The organism is Streptomyces sp. NPDC049627 (assembly GCF_044465645.1).
In the GTDB taxonomy this organism is placed as follows: Bacteria; Actinomycetota; Actinomycetes; order Streptomycetales; family Streptomycetaceae; genus Streptomyces.
Genome location: NZ_JBITLW010000006.1, coordinates 506,298 through 525,800 on the forward strand (window position 1 = coordinate 506,298; position 19,503 = coordinate 525,800).

The window sequence follows — 19,503 nt, forward strand, 5'->3', positions numbered from 1 at the left end:
GTCGGGGATTGGCCCCTCGGTGGGGCCTCGACCAGATTCACACGGGTGATTACCCCACGCATGTCGATCAGTTACGCCGCGTAGTCCGCGCAGTTCGCGCAGTCCGCTGCTGCTCATCGGCGGTGCCGCCCGCCCCGACCAGCCCCTTCCGCATGCCCTCCAGCCGGTCCGCGAACCGCCGCATCTCCCGCTGCCCGACGGCCCCGATGAGCCCCGGCAGATATCCGCGCACACCCTGCATCCCGCGCAGCCACCACTGCCCGTACACATGACTGGACCGCCGTTCGATGCCGGCCACGATCCGGTCGACGGTCGGCCCCAGCGGATACGTCTTGTTGGCCGGCCAGGTCAGCCGCTGCCTCAACTCCCGCATGACGTCGTCCTGATCGGCCCCGCGCACCATGTCGGTGTCGGTCCACGACAGATAGCCGACCCCCACCCGCACGCCCTTGTAGCCGACTTCGGCCCGCAGGCTGTGCGCGTACGCCTCCACACCCGACTTGGACGCGCAGTACGCGGTCATCATGGGCGCCGGAGTGATGGCGGCCAGCGAGGCGATCTGCAGCAGATACCCCCGGCTCTCCATCAGCACCGGCAGGAACGCCCGTGCCGTCACCGCCGACCCGATGAGGTTGACCTCGATGACCCGCCGCCACGCCTCCGGATCGGAGTCCACGAACGGCCCGCCGGTGGCGACACCGGCGTTGGCCACCACGATGTCGACCTTTCCGAACCGCTCCTTCACCTCCCGCGCCACCTGCGCCATCGCCTCGTGGTCCGTGACGTCGGCGTACCAGTGGTCGCTGTCACCGTGCAGCCGCTCGGAGACCTGCTTGAGCACGTCCGGCTCCAGCCCGACGAGCGCCACGCTCGCACCGCGCGCGGAGAGCTTGCGGGCGAGCAGCTCACCGACTCCCCGTGCCGCCCCGGTGACGACGGCGACCTGTCCTTCGAGGCTCACCCTGCTCATGCACCCTCCTTGACCTGCGTGTACGTGTCGGCCTGCGGGTACGCCCGGTTCTGCGCGTACGTCGTGACGAGTTCCCGTATCCGCCGGGTCACCAGCTCCGGCGCCTCGACCGGCGTCATGTGCCCGAGGCCGGGCAGTTCGGTGACGCCGAGGCAGTTCGGCAGTGCGGCGGCCAGCGAGCGGGCGTGCACCGGCGGGGTGAGGCGGTCGGCGGTGCCGACGACGACCGCGGTCGGCGCCGCCAGCTGCCGTACGCCGTGGTCGAGATCGAGCAGGTCGAGCACCTGCGACCAGGCGTACCGCACCTTGCGCGGACACGCGTGCACGATCCGCGCGCACGCCTCGACCATGTGCGGGGCCGAACCGGGGCCCATCGTCGCGTACTTGAGGATCGCCCGGGCGACCGGTGTGACCGGCCCGAGCGGCGCACGCGACCCGAGGATGTGCTTGGTCAGCCAGGTCCGCAGCCGCCCGGGGCGCAGGGGTACGACCGTGGACTCGGCGACCAGCCGCGAGGCGCCCGTGCTGCACAGCAGAACGGCGCCGGCGTGCTCCCGGAACCCCGGGCGCGCGGCGGCGGCCATCACCGTCATGCCTCCCATGGAGTGCCCGGCGATCACGGCCTTCTCGCCGGGGGCGAGGGTCGCCTTCAGTACGGCTTCCAGGTCGTCGGCGAGCGCGTCGGCGCTGCACGCCGGGCTCGCGGGACTGCGTCCGTGGCCGCGCTGGTCGTAGGCGATGACCCGGTGGTCGGCGGCGAGGTCCCGTATCTGCGCCGCCCAGAAGGCGGTCGAGCAGGTCCAGCCGTGCGCGAGGACGACGGCCGGCGCGGCAGGATCGTCGACGGGGCCGTGCACCTCTATGTGCAGCGGGGCGCCGTCGGCGGAGACGGCGGTGAGCTCACGGGCGGGGACGGGCGGGGCGTACGGCCCGGACTTCACATGCGTCAGACGGCTCACGCGGTCACCTCGGCGCTTTCCTTGTCTTCGTTGCTCTTCCCGATGTCTTGCTTGCCGTTCCTGACGGACGGTCGGACGACGACGTACTCGGCGAGATCCACCCGCCGCGTCGCCCGCCGGAACTCGGACGTCGTACCGGGCCAGATGGTGGTGTTACGGCCGTTCGCGTCGAGGTACCAGCTCGTGCAGCCGCCCGTGTTCCACACCGTCCGCTTCATGCGCTCCTGCACCCGCCGGTTCCAGGCGGCCACGGCGCTCGGCCGCGCGTCGAGCGCCACCCGGCCGCCGAGGACGGCCAACTGCCGTACGAAGTCCGCCATGTAGTTCAGCTGGGACTCGATCATGAGGATCATGGACGAGTTCCCGAGCCCCGTGTTGGGCCCGATGATGGTCATCCAGTTCGGGAACCCGGCCGCGGAGGCACCCCGCAGGGCCTCCATCCCGCCCTTCCACACCTCGGCGAGCGTCCTCCCCTCCGCGCCGACGACCCGCTCGGCGATGGGCATGTCGGTGACATGGAACCCGGTCCCGAAGACGATCGCGTCGACTTCGGCCTCACTGCCGTCGGCCGCGACCAGCGTGGATCCGCGGACCTCGCTCAGACCGCTCGCGACGAGGTCCACGTTGGGCCGGGCGAGCGCCGGGTAGTACTCGCTGCTCAGCAGGATCCGCTTGCACCCGATGCGGTAGTCGGGAGTGAGCTTGGCGCGCAGGGCGGGGTCCTTGATGGACCGGCCCATGTTCCGCTTGGCCAGCTGCTCGACGAACCCGAGCTCGCCCGGGTGCTTGGTGAACGCCTGGACCTGCAACTCCCGGATGCCCCACAGCAGTCCGCGGCGCAGCTGGGTGATGAAGGGCAGGGCCCGGTGCAGGGCGCGCTCGGCGCCGGTGATCGCCCGGTCGATGCGGGGCATGACCCAGGGCGGCGTGCGCTGGAAGAGCGTGAGCCGCTCGACGTCGGGCTGGATGGACGGCACGATCTGGATGGCGGAGGCGCCGGTGCCGACCATGGCGACGCGCTTGCCGCGCAGGTCGTAGTCGTGGTCCCAGCGGGCGGAGTGGAAGACCTTGCCGGGGAAGGAGTCCAGCCCCGGAATGTCAGGGATCTTCGGGTCGGACAGCGGCCCGGTGGCGGAGACGACGAGGTCGGCCGACAGCTCCCCGCTCGCCGTCTCGATGTCCCAGCACAGCCGCTCGCCGTTCCAGGTCATCCGCTTCACCTCCGAGTCGAAGCGGATGTGCGGGCGCAGCCGGAAGACGTCCGTGACGTGCTCCAGGTACGCGCGGATGTGCTCCTGGCCGGAGAAGGTGCGCGGCCAGGCGGGGTTGGGCGCGAAGGAGAACGAGTACAGATGGGACGGCACATCGCAGGCACATCCCGGATAGCTGTTGTCCCGCCAGGTGCCGCCGACGCTGCCGGCCCGCTCCAGGACGACGAAGTCGGTGACGCCCTCGCGTCGCAGCCGAACGGCGGCCCCCAGCCCACCGAACCCGGACCCGACCACCGCGACCCGCACATGTTCGCGTTCGGCCATGCCTGTGCCTCCATGCTTCACCCGGAACCCGGAACCGCGCCAGTGAACACTGGCACAATGGGGAGAGTAGAGGAGGTCCGTACCGACCGGTAGGGGTCGATCGAGGAAAGTTACCGCCAGTACGAATTAAGGTGCCGGGGTGACCGAGAAGCGTGAGTACCGCATGGAAGAGCTGGCCCGCCTGGCCGGCATCACGGTGCGCACCCTGCGCTTCTACCGCGAACGCAAGCTGATCCCGCCGCCCCGCCGCGAGGGCCGCATCGCCTGGTACGACGACCACCACCTGGCCCGCCTGCGCACCATCGCGGCCCTGCTGGAACGCGGTCACACCCTCACGGGCATCGCGGAACTGGCCGAGGCCCTCGACCACGGCCGGGACGTCGCCGACCTCCTGGGGGTGGAGCCCCCCTCGGAGGAAGAGCCCGTCCGCCTCACCCCCGAGGAACTCGCCGCCCGCTTCGAGGGCCAGGTCACCCCGGAGAACCTCGCCGCCGCCCTGGACCTCGGCTACCTCGGCACCGACGGCGACGAGATCGTCCACATCAGCCGCCGTCTGCTGGACGTCTCCGCGGCCCTGGTCCGTGAGGGCATCCCGCTCGCGGAGGTCCTGGCAGCGGGCAAGCGGGTCCGCGAACACGTGGACGACCTGGCGGAGATGTTCGCCGAGCTGGTGTTGCGCCACACCGGCGAGGACGACCTCCAGCGCCTGCGCCCGCTGGCGCGGAGCGTGGTGGAGGCGGAGCTTTCGCTGGCACTGGACCGGAGGCTGCGCAAGCAGAGCGAGCGAGACCAGCGCGGGACCGGCGAAGGCTAGCGGCCGTAGACCACCGTCACCGGCGCGTGGTCCGACCACCGCTCCTCATGCGTCGCCGCACGCTCCACGTACCCCTTGAGGGCCTTGGCGGCGAGCCCCGCAGTCGCGACCTGATAGTCGATGCGCCAGCCCGTGTCGTTGTCGAACGCCCGCCCGCGGTACGACCACCACGAGTACGGTCCCTCGACATCCGGATGCAGCGCCCGCACGACATCCACGTAACCCCCGGCGGCCGGGTCGAACACCTGGGTCAGCCACTCCCGCTCCTCCGGCAGGAAGCCGGAGTTCTTGGTGTTGCCGCGCCAGTTCTTCAGGTCGGCCTGCTGGTGGGCGATGTTCCAGTCGCCGCAGACGAGGACCTCGCGGCCGTCGGCGGCGGCGCGTTCGCGCAGGTCCTTCAGGTAGGCCAGGAACTCGCCCATGAAGCGGACCTTCTCGTCCTGGCGTTCGGTGCCGACCTCGCCGGAGGGGAGGTAGAGGGAGGCGACCGTCACACCCGGCAGGTCGGCCTCGACGTACCGCCCGCTGCCGTCGAACTCGCTCGACCCGAAGCCGACCTGGATGCGGTCGGGCTCACGGCGGGTGTAGAGGGAGACGCCGGCCCGGCCCTTGGCGGCGGCGGGCGCGTGCACGACGTGCCAGCCGTCGGGCGTGCGGACGTGCTCGGGCAGCTGCTGCGGCTCCGCGCGCACCTCCTGCAGGCACAGCACATCGGCTTGCGTACCGGCGAGCCACTCCACGAAGCCCTTCTTCGCGGCGGCACGCAGCCCGTTCACATTCACAGAGGTCACAGTGAGCACCCGGGCACGATACCGGCACACTGGACGTTGTCCGATTCTGGAAGTCCTTGATCTTGGATTGATATACGGTATCCAGCATGCATATACGCCGCGTCTCCTTCGACCACCCCGACGCCGTCAAGCTCAACGACCAGGTCCAGGCCGAGTACGGCGTGCGCTACGGCGACGGCGGCGATGCCACTCCCATGGACGCGGCGGACTTCGAGCCGCCGAAGGGCCTGTATCTCATCGCCTACGACGAGACGGGCGTCCCCGTCGCCTCCGGCGGCTGGCGTACACAGGACGAGAACGGCGAGGGCAACCGGGACGGGGACGCCGAGATCAAGCGCATGTACGTCGTCGAGCAGATGCGCGGGCGGGGCCTGGCCCGACGCGTCCTGGCCGCGCTGGAGGAGGACGCGCGGGCGGCGGGCCGCAGGCGCATGGTGCTGGAGACGGGGTCCAAGCAGCCGGAGGCGGTGGCGCTGTACACCTCCAGCGGGTACGAGCCGTGCGAGAAGTTCGGCTACTACCGCTTCCATGAGCTGAGCCTGTGTTACGCCAAGGCGCTGTGAGCGGTCAGTTCCGCAGGGCGTTGATGCGGTACACGTCCCGTACGAGGAGGTTCAGGACGGCTGCGGCCACGATCAGAACGGCGCAGGCGACCAGCACCGCCCGGTTGTCCCACGTGCCGGCCGCGAGGGCGGTCAGCAGGTAGCCGAGGGGGATCGCCAGCCGTTCCCCCACGCCGTTGAACGCGCTCATGCGCCCCAACTCGCCCTTCGGCACGTGCTGTTGGAAAGCGGAGGTCCACGCGACGACCGAGACGTCCAGTGCGACGCCCGCGAGCAGCGTGGCCAACAGCACCCAGGGCAGCGGCAGTCCGTATCCCAGGGCGAGCAACGGGCCGGCGAGCGGCAGGCAGGCCACGACGGCCACCGCCAGCAGCCGGTACGGCCGCCAGCGCAGGCACACCACCGTCCCGGCCAGCAGCCCCGCCGCGAACGCGCCCTGCACCAGCCCCCAGTCACGCGCCCCCGCGTACCGCTCAGCCGCGACGACGGGTCCGAGCAACTGGAACCCGGCCAGCCAGGCGGCGACGAGGACGGTTCCGGCCGCCGTATAGGTCCACAGCCAGGTCCGCGACCAGAAGCCGCTCCATCCCTCACGCAGGTCGCCCAGCACACTGCTGACAGCGGCGGGCGCGTCCAGGCGCAGCCCGAGCAGCAGGACGGCGGCGACGGCGAAGGTGACCGCGTCCCAGGCCAGCCCACCGACCGCGACGACGACTCCGCCGACGGCGGGTCCGAGCACCTTGACGGCGTTGTCCGGCAGCCTGAGCAGGGCGTTGGCCTGCTGCAACTGCTCCGCGGGCACGATCTGGGCCACGGCCCCGTGAGCGGCGGGCACGGTGAAGGCCACCGCCGTCCCGGAGACGAAACCGCAGGCCGCGATGGAGGCGGTGGTGGCGTGGCCGGTGGCGAGGGTGACCGCGAGCGCCCCTTGGGCGGTGGCCGCCAGCAGGTTGCCGAGGAAGAGCAGCCGGCTCCGGGACACACGGTCCGCGAGCACCCCGCCCACGAGGAGGAAGACGACGATCGGAACGGTGTTCGTGGCGAGCACCACACCGAGGGCCCGGGCCCCTCCGCCCTGGTCGATCACGGAGTATGCGAGAGCGAGGGGCGCCATCGCCGATCCGGTGGCGGAGATCAGACTGGCGGTCACGAACCGCCGGAAGGCCGCGTTCCGCAGAGGTGCCGCGCGCCGCGACGGTAACTCTGTGGTGACCTTCTCCACACTCCCCCTCAGGCCGCCGCGCCTTGGGCGCAACGAAAGATCCCGCCCGATCAATGATCGGACGGGATCTCGCCAACTCCCCAAGTTTCCTTGGAAAGTCGTTGCGGTGGACCTGAGGGGATTTGAACCCCTGGCCCCCTCGATGCGAACGAGGTGCGCTACCGGACTGCGCCACAGGCCCTTGCAACGAGTGAAACTTTAGCACCCCGATCGGCCTGCTTGGAAATCCGTTCCCTGGTCGGCCGAGGTGGCCGCGAGGTCCGCCCGGCCGACCACGGGGCCGGGCGGCTACTCGTTCGCCGCTCGCGGCCGGTCGCCGTCCTCGTACTGGTCGAACAGCGGCGTACGGCCCCGCTCACGGGCCCGGCGGGCGGAAGCGGCGCTGGAGCTGCCCCCGCGCGAGCGGGCTCGCCCCTGGGGGCGGGCGTCGCCGCGGCCGTCCCCTTCGGGCCTCTCCTCGCCGCGCGCCGCGTCCGCCGGCTCCGCGCCCCGCGCGGCACCGTCCCCGGCGTCCGTGTCCCGGTCCCGCGCGACGGCGCTCGACCGGGCGGAGCTCCAGGCGTCCGGCGCCCCGAGATCCACGTCGGAGGTGGCCCGCGGGGCGACCGGCGCGGTCACGTACGTCGGCAGCGGCACGGGGACCGGGTCCCAGCTGTCTCCTTGGCCCGGGCGTCGCTGCCGCTCGCGCTGCTGGTCGACCCACTCGGCGTGATCGGTCTGCTCGACGAGGGCGCGCCGGTCCGCGGCGAGGGCGGACAGCCCGGTGTCGGTGCCTGGTTCGGGCCTCTCGTCGGGCTCCTCGATGCCGTCGCCGCCGTCGGCACCGCCGCGCCGGCGCGACTGGCGGGCGTGCTCGCGCAGCCGCTGGGCGGCGGCCTCGGCACGGCGCCGGTCCATCTGGTAGGCGAAGCGGCGGCGCTCCTGGGAGCGCAGGTAGGCGATGTATCCGCTGAGCATCACGGCGGGAACGCCGGGCGCCCACAGGAACGCGAGTCCGCCGACCGCGGCGACGATCGCGCCGAGGGTGAAGGCGAGGAAGAGGACCACGGTGGTGCGCCGACGGCGGGCGAGCACCTTGGAGCGCCGGGCGCGCGCCGCGGCCGCTTCGTCCGAGGGCGAGCGCCGGGCGGCGGGCACGCGCTCCCGCGCCTTGCGCGCCGAGCCGGAGCCCGGTTCGGGCGCGGACGCGGTGCCGCGTTCGGGTGCCGGCCTGGACGCCTGTTCCGGCACCGACTCCGGGCGTCCCTTGGCCTGCGCCTGGACGGGTGCCTGTGCCTGGACCGGCGCCTGGGTCTGCGGGCGGGTCGGAGGCATGGCGAAGGCCCGGACGTCCACCGACTCGGTGACGTCGCCCGGGTCCACGGCGCTGGGCTCCCCCTCGTCGGTGGAGCGCGCGCGCAGGTCCTTGGCGTACCGGCGCTCCATCCCCGCCCGTCCGGACAGCAACCGGATGGCTGTGCTGAAGCGTTCCGTCGGACGGGCCTCGTTCAGCTCGTCCTGCCTACGGAGCCACATCGGCACCAAGTAGGCGGCCCAGGCCCCGACAATGACTGCGTAGATGAGGCCGCTGCTGCTCACGCCTCACACGGTAGAGGGGTTTGCGTGAGGCCATCTGCCAATTGAGCCGGTGTGTCGCACGATCTGGCTGATATTTCGAACTTTTTTTGTGACCGATGCGATCAGCAGCCCACCGAGGGCGCGAATTTAATGCCCCGAGGCGGTCACCTGGCGATCAATTTCGAACACTTATTCAATTTCCGGGCTACCCGGCATTCCCCGGCAGCGTCTTCCGGGATCGTGCCCGCTGCCAGCGGCTCAGCAACCCTTCCGGCACCTCTTCCGCCGTGAGCGCGAAGACGAGATGGTCGCGCCAGGCTCCGTCGATGTGGAGATAACGCGGCCGCAGCCCCTCCTCGCGGAATCCGAGTTTCTCCACGACCCGGCGGCTGGGCGCGTTCTCGGGGCGAATGCAGACCTCGATCCGGTGCAGACCGACGGTCCGGAAACAGTGGTCCACGACGAGCGCCACGGCGGTCGGCATCACCCCGCGCCCCGCCACCGCCTCGTCCACCCAGTAACCGACGTGCCCCGAGCACATCGAGCCCCAGGTGATCCCGGCGACCGTCAACTGCCCGACCAGCCGCCCCTGGTACTCGATGACGAACGGCAGCATCCGGCCCGCGTTCGCCTCGGACCGCAGATGCCGGACCATCTGGCGGTAGGTCGGCCGGTGCGCGATCGGCCCGCTGGGCGTGGGCGGCGGAATCGTCGCCTCCCAGGGGCGCAGCCAGTCGCGGTTGCGCCTGTTGACCTCGCGCCAGGCCCGTTGGTCGCGCATCTTTATCGGCCTCAGGACGACATCGCCGTCCCTCAGCACGACGGGCCAGGATGGGCTGCTCAGCTCGCACCCCCGCTGCTCGGTCTGGGGTGGTCGCCGCCGCGGATCTGGTCGACGGCGTGGGTCAGGAGCGGTTCCAGGACGGCCAGGCCGTCCTTCACCCCGCCGCTGGAGCCCGGCAGGTTGATGATCAACGTGCCTCCGGCGACTCCGGCGAGCCCCCGGGACAGCGCCGCGGTGGGCACCTTGTCCCGTCCGAACGCCCTGATCGCCTCCGCAATGCCCGGCACCTCGTAGTCGATCACCGCACGGGTGGCCTCGGGCGTGCGGTCGGTCGGCGAGATACCGGTGCCGCCCGTGGTCACGATGACGTCGTACCCGGCGTCGGCACCGGCGCGCAGGGCAGTCTCCACCGGGTCGCCGTCCGGCACGACCTGCGGACCGTCGACGGCGAAGCCGAAGCCCTTGAGGCCGTCGGCGATCAGCGGGCCGCCCTTGTCCTCGTAGACCCCGGCGGCGGCCCGGTTGGAGGCGGTGATGACCAAGGCGGCGTACGGCGCGACCAGCGCACCGCCGACCGAAGCGTCGAGAGTCATGCCCGGCTCCAGTCGCCCGACTTGCCGCCCGTCTTCTCCTCGACCCGTACGTCCGTGATGACCGCTCCCTTGTCGACCGCCTTCACCATGTCGATCACGGTGAGCGCGGCGACGGAGACCGCGGTGAGGGCCTCCATCTCGACGCCCGTGCGGTCCGTCGTCTTCACGGTGGCGTGGATCTCCACCGCGTCGTCCGCGACCGACAGGTCCAGTTTCACACCGGACACCGACAACGGGTGGCACAGCGGAATCAGATCCGGGGTGCGCTTGGCGCCCATGATCCCCGCGATCCGTGCGGTGGCGAGGGCGTCGCCCTTGGGGACCCCCTCGCCGCGCAGCAGCTCGACCACGCGGGGCGAGACGAGGACGCGTCCGCTGGCGCGGGCCGTGCGGGCGGTCACGTCCTTGCCGGACACGTCGACCATGCGGGCGGCGCCCGCGTCGTCGATGTGCGTGAGGCGGTTCTGCGGAGGTGGGTCCTGCGTGCTCATGCTCGTGTGGCGCTCCCGGTCCGGGCCCGTCGCGGTGCGGCGCACGGGCCTGCTGTGCGCGACACGGTACCCCCACCCAGCGGTGCTCAGCCGAGCAGGACCACCTCGACCTCGGTGCCGGGCTCGACGCTCTCTACGTCCTCGGGGACCACGATCAGCGCGTCGGCGTGCGCGAGGGCGGCGATCAGATGTGATCCGGCGCCGCCGACCGGCCGCACCTCGCCGTCGGCGTACGTGCCGCGCAGGAACTGTCTGCGGCCCTTCGGCGAGGTCAGCGCCTTCTCGGCGGTGAGGGTCGCGGTGGTCCGGGGCCGGTGGACGTCCTGCAGGCCCATGAGCGTGCGGATCGCGGGGCGCACGAACAGTTCGAAGGAGACGTACGACGACACCGGGTTGCCCGGGAGCGCGAGCAGCGGGATGTGGTCGGGGCCGATGGAGCCGAAGCCCTGGGGCTTGCCGGGCTGCATGGCGAGCTTGCGGAACTCGATGCCGCCGCCGGCCTCGTCCTCGTCGCCGACGTACGACAGCGCCTCCTTGACGACGTCGTACGCCCCGACGCTGACGCCTCCGGTGGTGACCATGAGGTCGGCGCGCACGAGCTGGTCCTCGATGGTGGAGCGCAGAGTCTCGGCGTCGTCGGCGACGGCGCCCACGCGGTAGGCGATGGCGCCGGCGTCGCGGGCGGCGGCGGTGAGGGCGAAGCTGTTGGAGTCGTAGATCTGTCCGCTGCCGAGGTCCTCGTCGGGCTGGACGAGTTCGCTGCCGGTGGACAGGACGACCACGCGCGGGCGCGGGCGTACGCGTACCGTGCCGCGGCCGATCGCGGCGAGCAGGGCGATCTGCGGCGGGCCGAGGACCGTGCCGGCTTCGAGCGCCCGGTCGCCGGCCTTCACGTCGCTGCCCTTCGCCCGCACATGCGCGCGTGCCTCGGCCGGCCGGTACACGTGGACCTCGCCGTCGGCGCCCTCGGGGGCCAGGCTGCGGGCGCGCATGCCGGTCACCGGGCCCTCGCCGAGGCCGCCGTCGGTCCACTCCACCGGAACGACGGTCTCGGCGCCGGGCGGCAGCGGGGCACCGGTCATGATGCGGGCGGCCTGGCCGGGGCCCACGTGGAGCAGTTCGGCCTGCCCCGCCGCGACGTCCCCGACGACCTCCAGGACGGCGGGGAACTCCTCGCTCGCGCCCGCCACATCCGCGACCCGTACCGCGTACCCGTCCATGGAGCTGTTGTCGAACGGCGGCAGGGAGACCGGCACCGTGATGTCGTCGACCAGGACGCAGCCCTGGGCGTCGAGCAGTTGCAGCTCGATGGGTTCGAGGGGGCGGACGGTCGTGAGGATGTCCTCCAGGTGCTCGTCCACCGACCACAGCTGGTCCTGGTCGGCGGGGCGGGGCGCGGCGGTGCTCAAATCGCTACATCTCCTCGGCTACGTAACTGCGAAGCCAGGTCCGGAACTCCGGGCCCAGGTCTTCACGTTCGCATGCGAGTCTGACAATGGCACGCAGGTAGTCGCCACGGTCACCGGTGTCATAGCGGCGGCCCTTGAAGACGACGCCGTGCACCGGGCCGCCGACCTTCTCGTCCGCGGCGAGCTGCTGGAGGGCGTCGGTGAGCTGGATCTCACCGCCGCGGCCGGGCTCGGTCTTGCGCAGTATGTCGAAGATCTGCGGGGCGAGGACGTAGCGGCCGATGACCGCGTAGTTCGACGGGGCGTCCGCCGCGTCCGGCTTCTCGACCAGGCCGCTCACCTTGACGACGTCGCTGTCCTCGGTCTCCTCGACGACGGCACAGCCGTAGAGGTGGATCTGCTCGGGTGCGACCTCCATCAGCGCGATGACGCTGCCGCCGTGCCGCTCCTGGACCTCGATCATCCGCTTGAGCAGCGGGTCACGGGCGTCGATCAGGTCGTCGCCGAGCAGGACGGCGAAGGGCTCGTTCCCGACGTGCGGGGCGGCGCACAGCACGGCGTGGCCGAGGCCCCTGGGGTCGCCCTGGCGGACGTAGTGCATGGTGGCGAGGTCGCTGGACTCCTGGACCTTGGCGAGCCGTTCGCCGTCGCCCTTCTTCTCCAGGGCGGACTCGAGTTCGTAGTTGCGGTCGAAGTGGTCCTCCAGGGGGCGCTTGTTGCGACCCGTGATCATGAGGACGTCATCGAGGCCTGCGGAGACGGCCTCTTCGACCACGTACTGGATCGCCGGCTTGTCGACGACCGGCAGCATCTCCTTGGGAGTGGCTTTGGTGGCCGGCAGGAAGCGGGTACCGAGGCCCGCTGCGGGGATGACAGCCTTGCTGATCCGAGGGTGCGACTGAGTCATGCCCGCCACCTTATCCGGTGCCTTTGTAGGGAATCTGAGGCTCCGGTTATTTGGCTCTCATATGAGCGCATTGGGAAGGGTACGGGAAGCGACTGGTGAGTCACATCGGACGTCCGGGCGAGACTGACAAGCGAATGTTGCGGCGAGAGCTCCTCGCGGTGAGAAGCAGGTTGACGGCGGATGACGTGCGGGCATCGGCGGCCGCGCTGGCTGAGCGGGCACTTCAGCTGCCCGAGTTGGCGCAGGCACGCACGGTGGCGGCGTACGTCTCCGTGGGCAGCGAGCCCGGCACGCTCGCGCTGCTGGACGCACTGCGCGCGCGGGGCGTGCGCGTCCTGCTTCCCGCGCTCCTTCCCGACAACGACCTCGACTGGGGCGCCTACACCGGGGAGGACTCCCTCGCCCGGGTCCAACACGGCGGAAAGATGGCCCTCTTCGAGCCGAGCGGCGAGCGCCTCGGCCCGGACGCCGTGACCGGCGCCGACGTCGTGCTGCTGCCCGGCCTGGCGGTCGATGCGCGCGGGATGCGCCTGGGGCGCGGCGGGGGGTCGTACGACCGCGTCCTGGCCCGGCTGGAACGCGCGGGCGTCCGTCCCGCGCTGGTGGTGCTGCTGTACGGCTCCGAGGTGGTCGAGCACGTTCCCGAGGAGCCGCACGACCGGCCGGTGCACGCGGTGGTGACGCCGTCGGGTGTGCGCCGCTTCGGGGAGGCCTGAGCCACGCCCTTGCGGCGAAGAGGCCCTCCACGCGCGCGTGGAGGGCCTCTTCGGCCGTTCGCCGTCAGGGGGTCACGGCTTGAGCACCAGGGTGTCGCTCGTGCTCTCGCCGACCGCGCCGTCCGAGAAGGACCAGTCGAGCAGTTCGCCGTCGGCCCACTTGTCCGTCTGGTCGGTGTAGTGGGCGTTGTAGGCGTGCCCGGAGGCGCCGGTGAGGTTGACCCACTTCGACTTGTCGAGGTCGCCGAGGTTGACCACCATCCGCATCGACGGCACCCAGACGACGCCGTAGCCGCCCGCCGCGTTCCAGCCGGTGGCGTTGACCGTGGCCTCGCCGCCGCTGAGCTTCCAGGGGCCGCGGTTGAGGATGTACTGCAGGAAACCGGGCCCCTCGGTGCCGAGGGTCTGGTTCTTCAGGAACAGGCGGTGCAGCCGGCCCCAGCTCCAGGTGTCGATGTCCTTGCCGAGCTTGGCGGTCAGCTCCCAGCGGGCGTCGATCATGGCCCGCTTGAACAGCTGGTCCCGGTTGACGGCCCCGGGGCGGTTGCCCGACTTCGGGGTGGTCCACCAGTCGCTCTTCTCGTCGTCCATGAGGCTGCGCACGACCTCGAACCAGCGGTCGCCGCCGTCCGGCTGCGCCTGGTCGGCGTCGCGCTCGCCGCACTCGCGCACCTTCTCCGTCTCGTCCGCGGGCCCGGTGGTGTTGACCGGGTCGACCCACAGGCACTGGCCCTTGACCCGCAGCTCCTTGGGCAGCTTGTTGCCGAAGGCGAGCTTGAGGATGTTGCGCCAGACCGAGTTGAAGTACGCGGCCGCCGCCGAGTCGGCGTCCTGGGTGTAGTCCCAGCCCTCCAGGAGCTCCTGTGCGTCCCGGACGTCCTTCGCGTGCCGGACGTCCTTGTCGGCGATGTCGATCTTCAGCAGTTGAGGCACGAGCAGCTTGGCGATCTCGCTGCTGTTGTCGAGCTGCATCTGGCGCATGTCGTCGGTGGAGATCTTGCCGCCGTCGTCGATCTTCGACTGGATCAGGTCGGTGATGCGCTGGCTGCGGGTGCCGTAGCCCCAGTCCGTGGTGAGCGTGTAGGGGTACTTGGTCTTGTCGATCACCGCCTGATTGGCGGTGACGATGTAGCCGCGGGCCGGGTTGTACTCGTACGGCAGCTCGTCGTCGTCGATGTAGCCGGTCCAGCGGGACTTGGAGTCCCAGCCCGGCGCCGGGACCGAGCCGTCGTAGCCCTGCGCGCGCGTGGGGATCTTGCCGGGCAGCGTGTAGCCGATGTGGTCCTCGGTGTCGGCGTAGACCAGGTTCTGCGAGGGCACGTCGAACAGGGCCGCCGCGGCGCGGAAGTCCTTCCAGTCCGCCGCCTTGTCCATGGCGAAGACGGCGTCCATGGAGGTGCCCGGGTCGAGCGCGGTCCAGCGCAGCGCGATGCCGTAGCCGTCACCGCGGTCGGGGGCGGCGGTGTCGACGGTGGCCTTCTTGCCGACCTTCACCAGCTCGGAGCTGCGGTCGGACAGCAGGGGGCCGTTGTTCGTCTCGCGGACGACGATCTTCTTGGGCTCGCCGCCGGCGACCTTGACGGTCTCCTCGCGCGTCTTGAAGGGCACCGTCCTGCCGTCGAGCTGGTAACCGTCGCCGGAGAGCTTCTCCAGGTAGAGGTCGGTGACGTCGACGCCGGAGTTGGTCATGCCCCAGGCGATGTTCCGGTTGTGGCCGATGATCACGCCGGGCAGGCCCGCGAAGGTGTAGCCGGTGACGTCGAACTGGCACTTGCTGGAGACGCTGCGGCAGTGCAGGCCCATCTGGTACCAGACGGACGGCAGCGACGCTGACAAGTGCGGGTCGTTGGCCAGCAGGGGCTTGCCGGTGATGGTGTGCTTCCCGGAGATCACCCAGGAGTTGGAGCCGATGCCGTTGCCGTTCACGCCGACGGCCGTGGGGAGGCCGTCCAGGACGTTCTGCAGGCCCGCCAGCTGGCTCTGCAGTCCGGCCGTGCCCGAGGAGGAGGCCGTGCCCGCCGTGCCGCCCGTGGAACCGGCGGCGGACGAGCCCGCGGTGGAGGCGGAGCCGCCCTGCTCGAACGTCTTGGTGATCTCGTCGTACCGGCCCGCCTGCACGATCGCCTTGTTGCGGCTGTACGGGTACTGCGGGTACAGGTCCGCGATCTCCTTGGGGCCGAGACGGCTGGTCATCAGGGCGCGGTCGATCTCGTCCTGCATGTTGCCGCGCAGGTCCCAGGCCATCGCCTTGAGCCAGGAGATCGAGTCGACCGGGCTCCACTTCTCCGGCTTGTAGTCGTTGGTGAAGCCGAGGGCGGCGTACTCCAGGGAGATGTCCTTGCCATCCTTGCCGTCCAGGTAGGCGTTGACGCCCTTGGCGTAGGCCTGGAGGTACTTCTTGGTGGAGGCCGACAGCGTCTTGTCGTACTCCTGCTGCGCGATGCGGTCCCAGCCCAGGGTGCGCAGGAACTCGTCGTTGTCGACCTGGCTCGCGCCGAACATCTCCGACAGGCGCCCGGAGGTCATGTGCCGGCGCACGTCCATCTCGTAGAACCGGTCCTGCGCCTGGACGTAGCCCTGCGCCATGAACAGGTCCTCGTCGGAGGAGGCGTAGATCTGCGGGATGCCGTAGCCGTCGCGCTTGACGTCTACGGGCCCGGACAGGCCGGTGAGCGTGAGCGAGCCCTTGGTCTGCGGGAACGAGGCGCGGACGGTGCTGATGGACCAGTAGGCACCGCCGGTGACGCCTGCGATCACGGCCAGCACCAGCACGAGGACGATCAGACGGGCTCTGCGCCCCTTCTTCCTGCCGGACTTGCCGGGCTGCTGACCCGTGGAGGCGGTGGTATTGGGGGGCATCGCTGTCCTTGCTGTCCTAACGCGAGCGGCAGGGCCGGCTGTCCTTTTGAATGAGCGCTGGAGCAACCATAGGCGCAGGGCCCGGTCCCACTTGACGCGGAGTGGTGAACCAGCACGGACGGACGTTCGATCATGCCTCTCCGAGCGTCAAGAAATCGTCAAGAGTTAGGTAAGGTAACGAAGTAGTTGGGTGCGGAGAACCGCCACTTCGTGTCCTATGTACGTGCCCCACGCGCGCGTGCGTGTGGGCCAGGGAAAGGGAACGGCCGCTGACTGTCCACGACCTCAACCAGCTCCTGCTCGTCTGCTCGCTCGTCCTGCTCGTCGCCGTCGCAGCGGTCCGGATCTCCTCGCGCAGCGGGCTCCCCAGCCTGCTCGTGTACCTGGGCATCGGCGTGCTCATGGGCCAGGACGGCATCGGCGGCATCCGCTTCGACGACGCCGAGCTGACCCAGGTCATCGGATATGCGGCACTGGTCGTGATCCTGGCCGAAGGCGGTCTGGGCACGAAGTGGAAAGAGATCAAGCCGGCCCTTCCCGCCGCGTCCGCGCTGGCGCTGGCGGGCGTCACGGTGAGCGTCGGGGTCACGGCGGCGGCCGCGCACTACCTGGTGGATCTGGAGTGGCGGCAGGCGCTCATCATCGGGGCGGTCGTCTCCTCCACGGATGCCGCCGCGGTGTTCTCCGTGCTGCGCAGGATTCCGCTGCCCGCGCGCGTGACGGGCACCCTGGAGGCCGAGTCCGGATTCAACGACGCCCCTGTCGTCATCCTGGTGGTCGCCTTCTCCCAGCACGGCCCGATCGAGCACTGGTACGTGCTGGCGGGCGAGATAGCCCTGGAGCTCGCCATCGGTGCGGCCATCGGCATCGCGGTGGGATGGCTGGGCTCCTGGGGGCTGCGGCACGTGGCCCTGCCCGCCTCGGGTCTCTACCCGATCGCCGTCATGGCCATCGCCGTCACCGCCTACGCGGCGGGCGCCATGGCCCACGGCAGCGGCTTCCTGGCCGTCTATCTCGCCTCGATGATGATGGGCAACGCCAAGCTGCCGCACTGGCCCGCCACCCGCGGTTTCGCCGACGGGGTCGGCTGGATCGCCCAGATCGGCATGTTCGTCCTGCTCGGCCTCCTCGTCACCCCGCACGAGCTGGGCGACGACATCGTGCCCGCGCTCCTCATCGGCCTGGTGCTGACCATGGTGGCGCGCCCGCTGAGCGTCGTGGTGTGTCTGACGCCGTTCCGCGTGCCCTGGCGGGAGCAGGCGCTGATGTCCTGGGCCGGGCTGCGCGGCGCCGTGCCCATCATCCTGGCGACGATCCCGATGGTGGGCGGCGTCGAGGACAGCCGCCGCATCTTCAACATCGTCTTCGTCCTGGTCGTCGTCTACACCCTGGTCCAGGGGCCGACGCTGCCCTGGCTCGGCCGCACGCTGGACCTCGGCCGGGGCCCCGAGCCCGCCGACCTCGGCATCGAGTCGGCGCCCTTGGAGCGGCTGCGCGGGCACCTGCTGTCCTTCGCGATCCCCGAGGGATCGAAGATGCACGGCGTCGAGATCAACGAGCTGCGGCTGCCCGCCGGGGCCGCGGTCACCCTCGTCGTCCGCGATGGAAAATCGTTCGTTCCGCTGCCTACGACGGTCCTGCGGCTCGGGGACGAACTGCTCGTCGTCGCCACGGACCCGGTACGGGACGCCGCCGAGCGCCGGCTGCGCGCCGTGGGCGCCGGGGGCAAGCTGGCCGGGTGGCTGGGGACGAACGGGGCGGTCTGACGCCCCCTCCGGCCGCCCCAATCGCAGGTGAGGCGCCGCATGGTGCTCGGTTTCACAGGATCAGCGGGCGCTGCTCCCTGTACTATGCAGGCGTCACCCAGATCAAACCAACTCTGCCTGACGCAGAGCTGGCGCGACCGTATGGCGGCCGGGACGCCCCTCCTCACCGTGGGCGCCGGTATCTACCGCAGTTCCGCGCAAGAGGACAGCTCTCGGCGCCGCCCCCCACCCGAAGGGGCCGCGCTACCAGGCGGCAGAAAGGCACGGCCGTGGCGGCCACGGTCACCACGTCGAAGGCGCCGAAGGACTCGGCGCCCTCGTCCCGCCCGGGATACGGACAGCTGCTGCGCACCCGCGGCGCCTGGACGTTCCTGCTCCCCGGCTTCGCGGCGCGCCAGCCGTTCGCGATGCTGACCATCTCCATCGTGCTGCTCGTGCAGCACACCACCGGTTCGTACGGCGTGGCAGGTGCCGCCGCGGCCGTCACCGGCGTCTCCATGGCGCTGTTCGCCCCGTACAGCGGCCGCCTCGCCGACCGCTACGGGCAGCGCGCCGTCCTGATCCCGGGTGTGCTGATCCACACGCTGTCGGGTGTGACCCTGACGTCGCTCGCCCTGGCCCACGCTCCTCTGTGGGCGCTGTTCGCGGCGGCCGTGCCGACCGGTGCCTCGGTGCCGCAGATCGGGCCCATGGTGCGGGCCCGCTGGGGCGTGAAGCTCCAGGGCTCGCCCCTGATGACGACGGCGGCGGCCTTCGAGTCGGTCACCGACGAGCTGACCTTCGTCGTCGGCCCGCTGCTGGCCACCGCCCTGTGCACCGCCGTCGACCCGGCCGCGGGCCTGGTGACGGAGGCCGCGCTGACCCTGCTGGGCGGTCTGCTGTTCGCCGCGCAGAAGAGCACCCAGCCCTCGGTCACCGTCGGCGGGCACGCGCGCGTGGAGCACGCTTCCGCTCTGCGCGTCCCCGGGGTGCGCGTGCTGATCGTGACCTTCCTCGGCATCGGTTCCGTCTTCGGCGGCATGCAGGTCTCGCTGGCCGCCTTCACCGAGTCGATCGGCGAGCCCGGTCTGAACGGCGTCCTGTACGGCACCTTCGCCGCGGGCAACATGCTCTCCGGCATCGCCTGCGGCGCCATCGCGTGGAAGATCGCCCCGCAGCGCCGCCTCGTCGTCGGATACGCCGCCCTCGCGCTGGCCGCGTCCGGTCTGTGGGCCGCGCACTCGGTGCTCGTCCTGGCCGGCCTCGGCCTCCTCGTCGGCATGTGCATCGCGCCCGCGCTGATCACCGGGTACACGCTGGTCGAGGGCCTCGTTCCGGCGGGCGCCCGCACCGAGGCGTTCACCTGGCTCACGGGCGCGGTCGCGCTCGGTCAGGCCGCCGCCGTCACGGTCGCCGGGCAGCTGGAGGACCGCTTCTGGGGAGGTGCCGGGTTCCTGGTGCCGATGGGCGGGACCCTGCTCGCCCTCGTGACGCTGGTGGCGCTGCGCTCGCGGCTGGTGGCGCGGCCCCGGGGCCGTACCGTCGCACGTGGCGTCGGTCACCGCGTGCCGGTGGCAGTGGACTGAGC

Annotated in this window: 17 protein-coding genes and 1 tRNA gene; 5 read left to right on the top strand and 13 right to left on the bottom strand. The window is 71.1% G+C overall.

The window, feature by feature from the left end:
• Nucleotides 1-67: 67 nt before the first annotated feature.
• The 3 genes from ACIBU0_RS19405 to ACIBU0_RS19415 are packed head-to-tail and all read right to left on the bottom strand — an operon-like array spanning nt 68 to nt 3,464.
• Complete coding sequence (locus ACIBU0_RS19405) at nt 68-970, bottom strand: SDR family oxidoreductase (RefSeq protein WP_398819523.1); 903 nt, start codon at nt 968-970, stop codon at nt 68-70.
• Nucleotides 967-1,929 carry an alpha/beta fold hydrolase gene (locus tag ACIBU0_RS19410; protein WP_398819526.1) on the bottom strand — a complete coding sequence of 321 codons (963 nt, stop codon included), beginning with the start codon at nt 1,927-1,929 and terminating at the stop codon, nt 967-969. Before ACIBU0_RS19410 ends, ACIBU0_RS19405 begins: the two co-directional genes overlap by 4 nt.
• Nucleotides 1,926-3,464 (bottom strand): flavin-containing monooxygenase, encoded by a 1,539-nt coding sequence (locus ACIBU0_RS19415; RefSeq protein ID WP_398819529.1) that lies wholly within the window; start codon nt 3,462-3,464, stop codon nt 1,926-1,928. The genes ACIBU0_RS19410 and ACIBU0_RS19415 overlap by 4 nt, the downstream gene beginning before the upstream one ends.
• Before the next feature lie 163 nt (nt 3,465-3,627).
• Between ACIBU0_RS19415 and ACIBU0_RS19420 the strand changes: the two genes are divergently transcribed.
• Nucleotides 3,628-4,278, top strand: a complete 651-nt coding sequence (locus ACIBU0_RS19420; protein ID WP_398819657.1) for a MerR family transcriptional regulator — start codon at nt 3,628-3,630, stop codon at nt 4,276-4,278.
• Here the strand turns inward: ACIBU0_RS19420 and ACIBU0_RS19425 are convergent.
• Nucleotides 4,275-5,099 carry an exodeoxyribonuclease III gene (locus tag ACIBU0_RS19425; RefSeq protein ID WP_398819532.1) on the bottom strand — a complete coding sequence of 275 codons (825 nt, stop codon included), beginning with the start codon at nt 5,097-5,099 and terminating at the stop codon, nt 4,275-4,277. The genes ACIBU0_RS19420 and ACIBU0_RS19425 overlap by 4 nt on opposite strands.
• Nucleotides 5,100-5,155: 56 nt before the next feature.
• Between ACIBU0_RS19425 and ACIBU0_RS19430 the strand changes: the two genes are divergently transcribed.
• A complete protein-coding gene (locus tag ACIBU0_RS19430; protein WP_398819535.1) occupies nt 5,156-5,632 on the top strand; it encodes a GNAT family N-acetyltransferase in 477 nt (158 codons plus the stop codon).
• 4 nt (nt 5,633-5,636) lie between these two features.
• Here ACIBU0_RS19430 and ACIBU0_RS19435 read toward each other — a convergent pair whose 3' ends face one another.
• The 8 genes from ACIBU0_RS19435 to galU all read right to left on the bottom strand — a co-directional run bounded on the left by ACIBU0_RS19435 (nt 5,637) and on the right by galU (nt 12,595).
• A complete protein-coding gene (locus ACIBU0_RS19435; RefSeq protein ID WP_398819538.1) occupies nt 5,637-6,854 on the bottom strand; it encodes an MFS transporter in 1,218 nt (405 codons plus the stop codon).
• Between the two features lie 107 nt (nt 6,855-6,961).
• Nucleotides 6,962-7,035, bottom strand: a tRNA-Ala gene (locus ACIBU0_RS19440).
• 107 nt (nt 7,036-7,142) lie between these two features.
• Nucleotides 7,143-8,432, bottom strand: a complete 1,290-nt coding sequence (glpR, locus tag ACIBU0_RS19445; protein WP_398819541.1) for a gephyrin-like molybdotransferase receptor GlpR — start codon at nt 8,430-8,432, stop codon at nt 7,143-7,145.
• A gap of 184 nt (nt 8,433-8,616) precedes the next feature.
• Nucleotides 8,617-9,231, bottom strand: a complete 615-nt coding sequence (locus ACIBU0_RS19450; RefSeq protein WP_398819543.1) for a GNAT family N-acetyltransferase — start codon at nt 9,229-9,231, stop codon at nt 8,617-8,619.
• 20 nt (nt 9,232-9,251) lie between these two features.
• The gene (locus ACIBU0_RS19455) at nt 9,252-9,788 is read right to left on the bottom strand and encodes a molybdenum cofactor biosynthesis protein B (RefSeq protein ID WP_398819546.1); all 537 of its coding nucleotides are present in this window, start codon (nt 9,786-9,788) and stop codon (nt 9,252-9,254) included.
• A complete protein-coding gene (gene moaC / locus ACIBU0_RS19460; RefSeq protein WP_398819549.1) occupies nt 9,785-10,279 on the bottom strand; it encodes a cyclic pyranopterin monophosphate synthase MoaC in 495 nt (164 codons plus the stop codon). Before moaC ends, ACIBU0_RS19455 begins: the two co-directional genes overlap by 4 nt.
• Before the next feature lie 86 nt (nt 10,280-10,365).
• Nucleotides 10,366-11,688 carry a gephyrin-like molybdotransferase Glp gene (gene glp / locus ACIBU0_RS19465; protein ID WP_398819552.1) on the bottom strand — a complete coding sequence of 441 codons (1,323 nt, stop codon included), beginning with the start codon at nt 11,686-11,688 and terminating at the stop codon, nt 10,366-10,368.
• A gap of 4 nt (nt 11,689-11,692) precedes the next feature.
• The gene (galU, locus tag ACIBU0_RS19470; protein ID WP_398819555.1) at nt 11,693-12,595 is read right to left on the bottom strand and encodes a UTP--glucose-1-phosphate uridylyltransferase GalU; all 903 of its coding nucleotides are present in this window, start codon (nt 12,593-12,595) and stop codon (nt 11,693-11,695) included.
• A gap of 134 nt (nt 12,596-12,729) precedes the next feature.
• Here galU and ACIBU0_RS19475 point away from each other — a divergent pair, with 134 nt between their 5' ends.
• The gene (locus ACIBU0_RS19475; protein WP_398819558.1) at nt 12,730-13,311 is read left to right on the top strand and encodes a 5-formyltetrahydrofolate cyclo-ligase; all 582 of its coding nucleotides are present in this window, start codon (nt 12,730-12,732) and stop codon (nt 13,309-13,311) included.
• Nucleotides 13,312-13,383: 72 nt separating this feature from the next.
• Here the strand turns inward: ACIBU0_RS19475 and ACIBU0_RS19480 are convergent, their stop codons facing one another.
• A complete protein-coding gene (locus ACIBU0_RS19480; protein ID WP_398819561.1) occupies nt 13,384-16,170 on the bottom strand; it encodes a penicillin acylase family protein in 2,787 nt (928 codons plus the stop codon).
• Between the two features lie 242 nt (nt 16,171-16,412).
• Between ACIBU0_RS19480 and ACIBU0_RS19485 the strand changes: the two genes are divergently transcribed.
• Nucleotides 16,413-17,936 (top strand): potassium/proton antiporter, encoded by a 1,524-nt coding sequence (locus ACIBU0_RS19485; protein ID WP_398819564.1) that lies wholly within the window; start codon nt 16,413-16,415, stop codon nt 17,934-17,936.
• A 269-nt stretch (nt 17,937-18,205) separates the two neighbouring features.
• Complete coding sequence (locus ACIBU0_RS19490; protein ID WP_398819566.1) at nt 18,206-19,501, top strand: MFS transporter; 1,296 nt, start codon at nt 18,206-18,208, stop codon at nt 19,499-19,501.
• Nucleotides 19,502-19,503: the final 2 nt, after the last annotated feature.

Excerpts from the sequence above, each read along its gene's own strand:
- ACIBU0_RS19405 (WP_398819523.1), bottom strand. The coding sequence starts at position 970 with ATGAGCAGGGTGAGCCTCGAAGGACAGGTCGCCGTCGTCACCGGGGCG.
- ACIBU0_RS19415 (WP_398819529.1), bottom strand. The coding sequence starts at position 3,464 with ATGGCCGAACGCGAACATGTGCGGGTCGCGGTGGTCGGGTCCGGGTTC.
- ACIBU0_RS19420 (WP_398819657.1), top strand. The coding sequence starts at position 3,628 with ATGGAAGAGCTGGCCCGCCTGGCCGGCATCACGGTGCGCACCCTGCGC.
- ACIBU0_RS19430 (WP_398819535.1), top strand. The coding sequence starts at position 5,156 with ATGCATATACGCCGCGTCTCCTTCGACCACCCCGACGCCGTCAAGCTC.
- ACIBU0_RS19455 (WP_398819546.1), bottom strand. The coding sequence starts at position 9,788 with ATGACTCTCGACGCTTCGGTCGGCGGTGCGCTGGTCGCGCCGTACGCC.
- moaC (WP_398819549.1), bottom strand. The coding sequence starts at position 10,279 with ATGAGCACGCAGGACCCACCTCCGCAGAACCGCCTCACGCACATCGAC.
- galU (WP_398819555.1), bottom strand. The coding sequence starts at position 12,595 with ATGACTCAGTCGCACCCTCGGATCAGCAAGGCTGTCATCCCCGCAGCG.
- ACIBU0_RS19475 (WP_398819558.1), top strand. The coding sequence starts at position 12,730 with ATGTTGCGGCGAGAGCTCCTCGCGGTGAGAAGCAGGTTGACGGCGGAT.
- ACIBU0_RS19480 (WP_398819561.1), bottom strand. The coding sequence starts at position 16,170 with ATGCCCCCCAATACCACCGCCTCCACGGGTCAGCAGCCCGGCAAGTCC.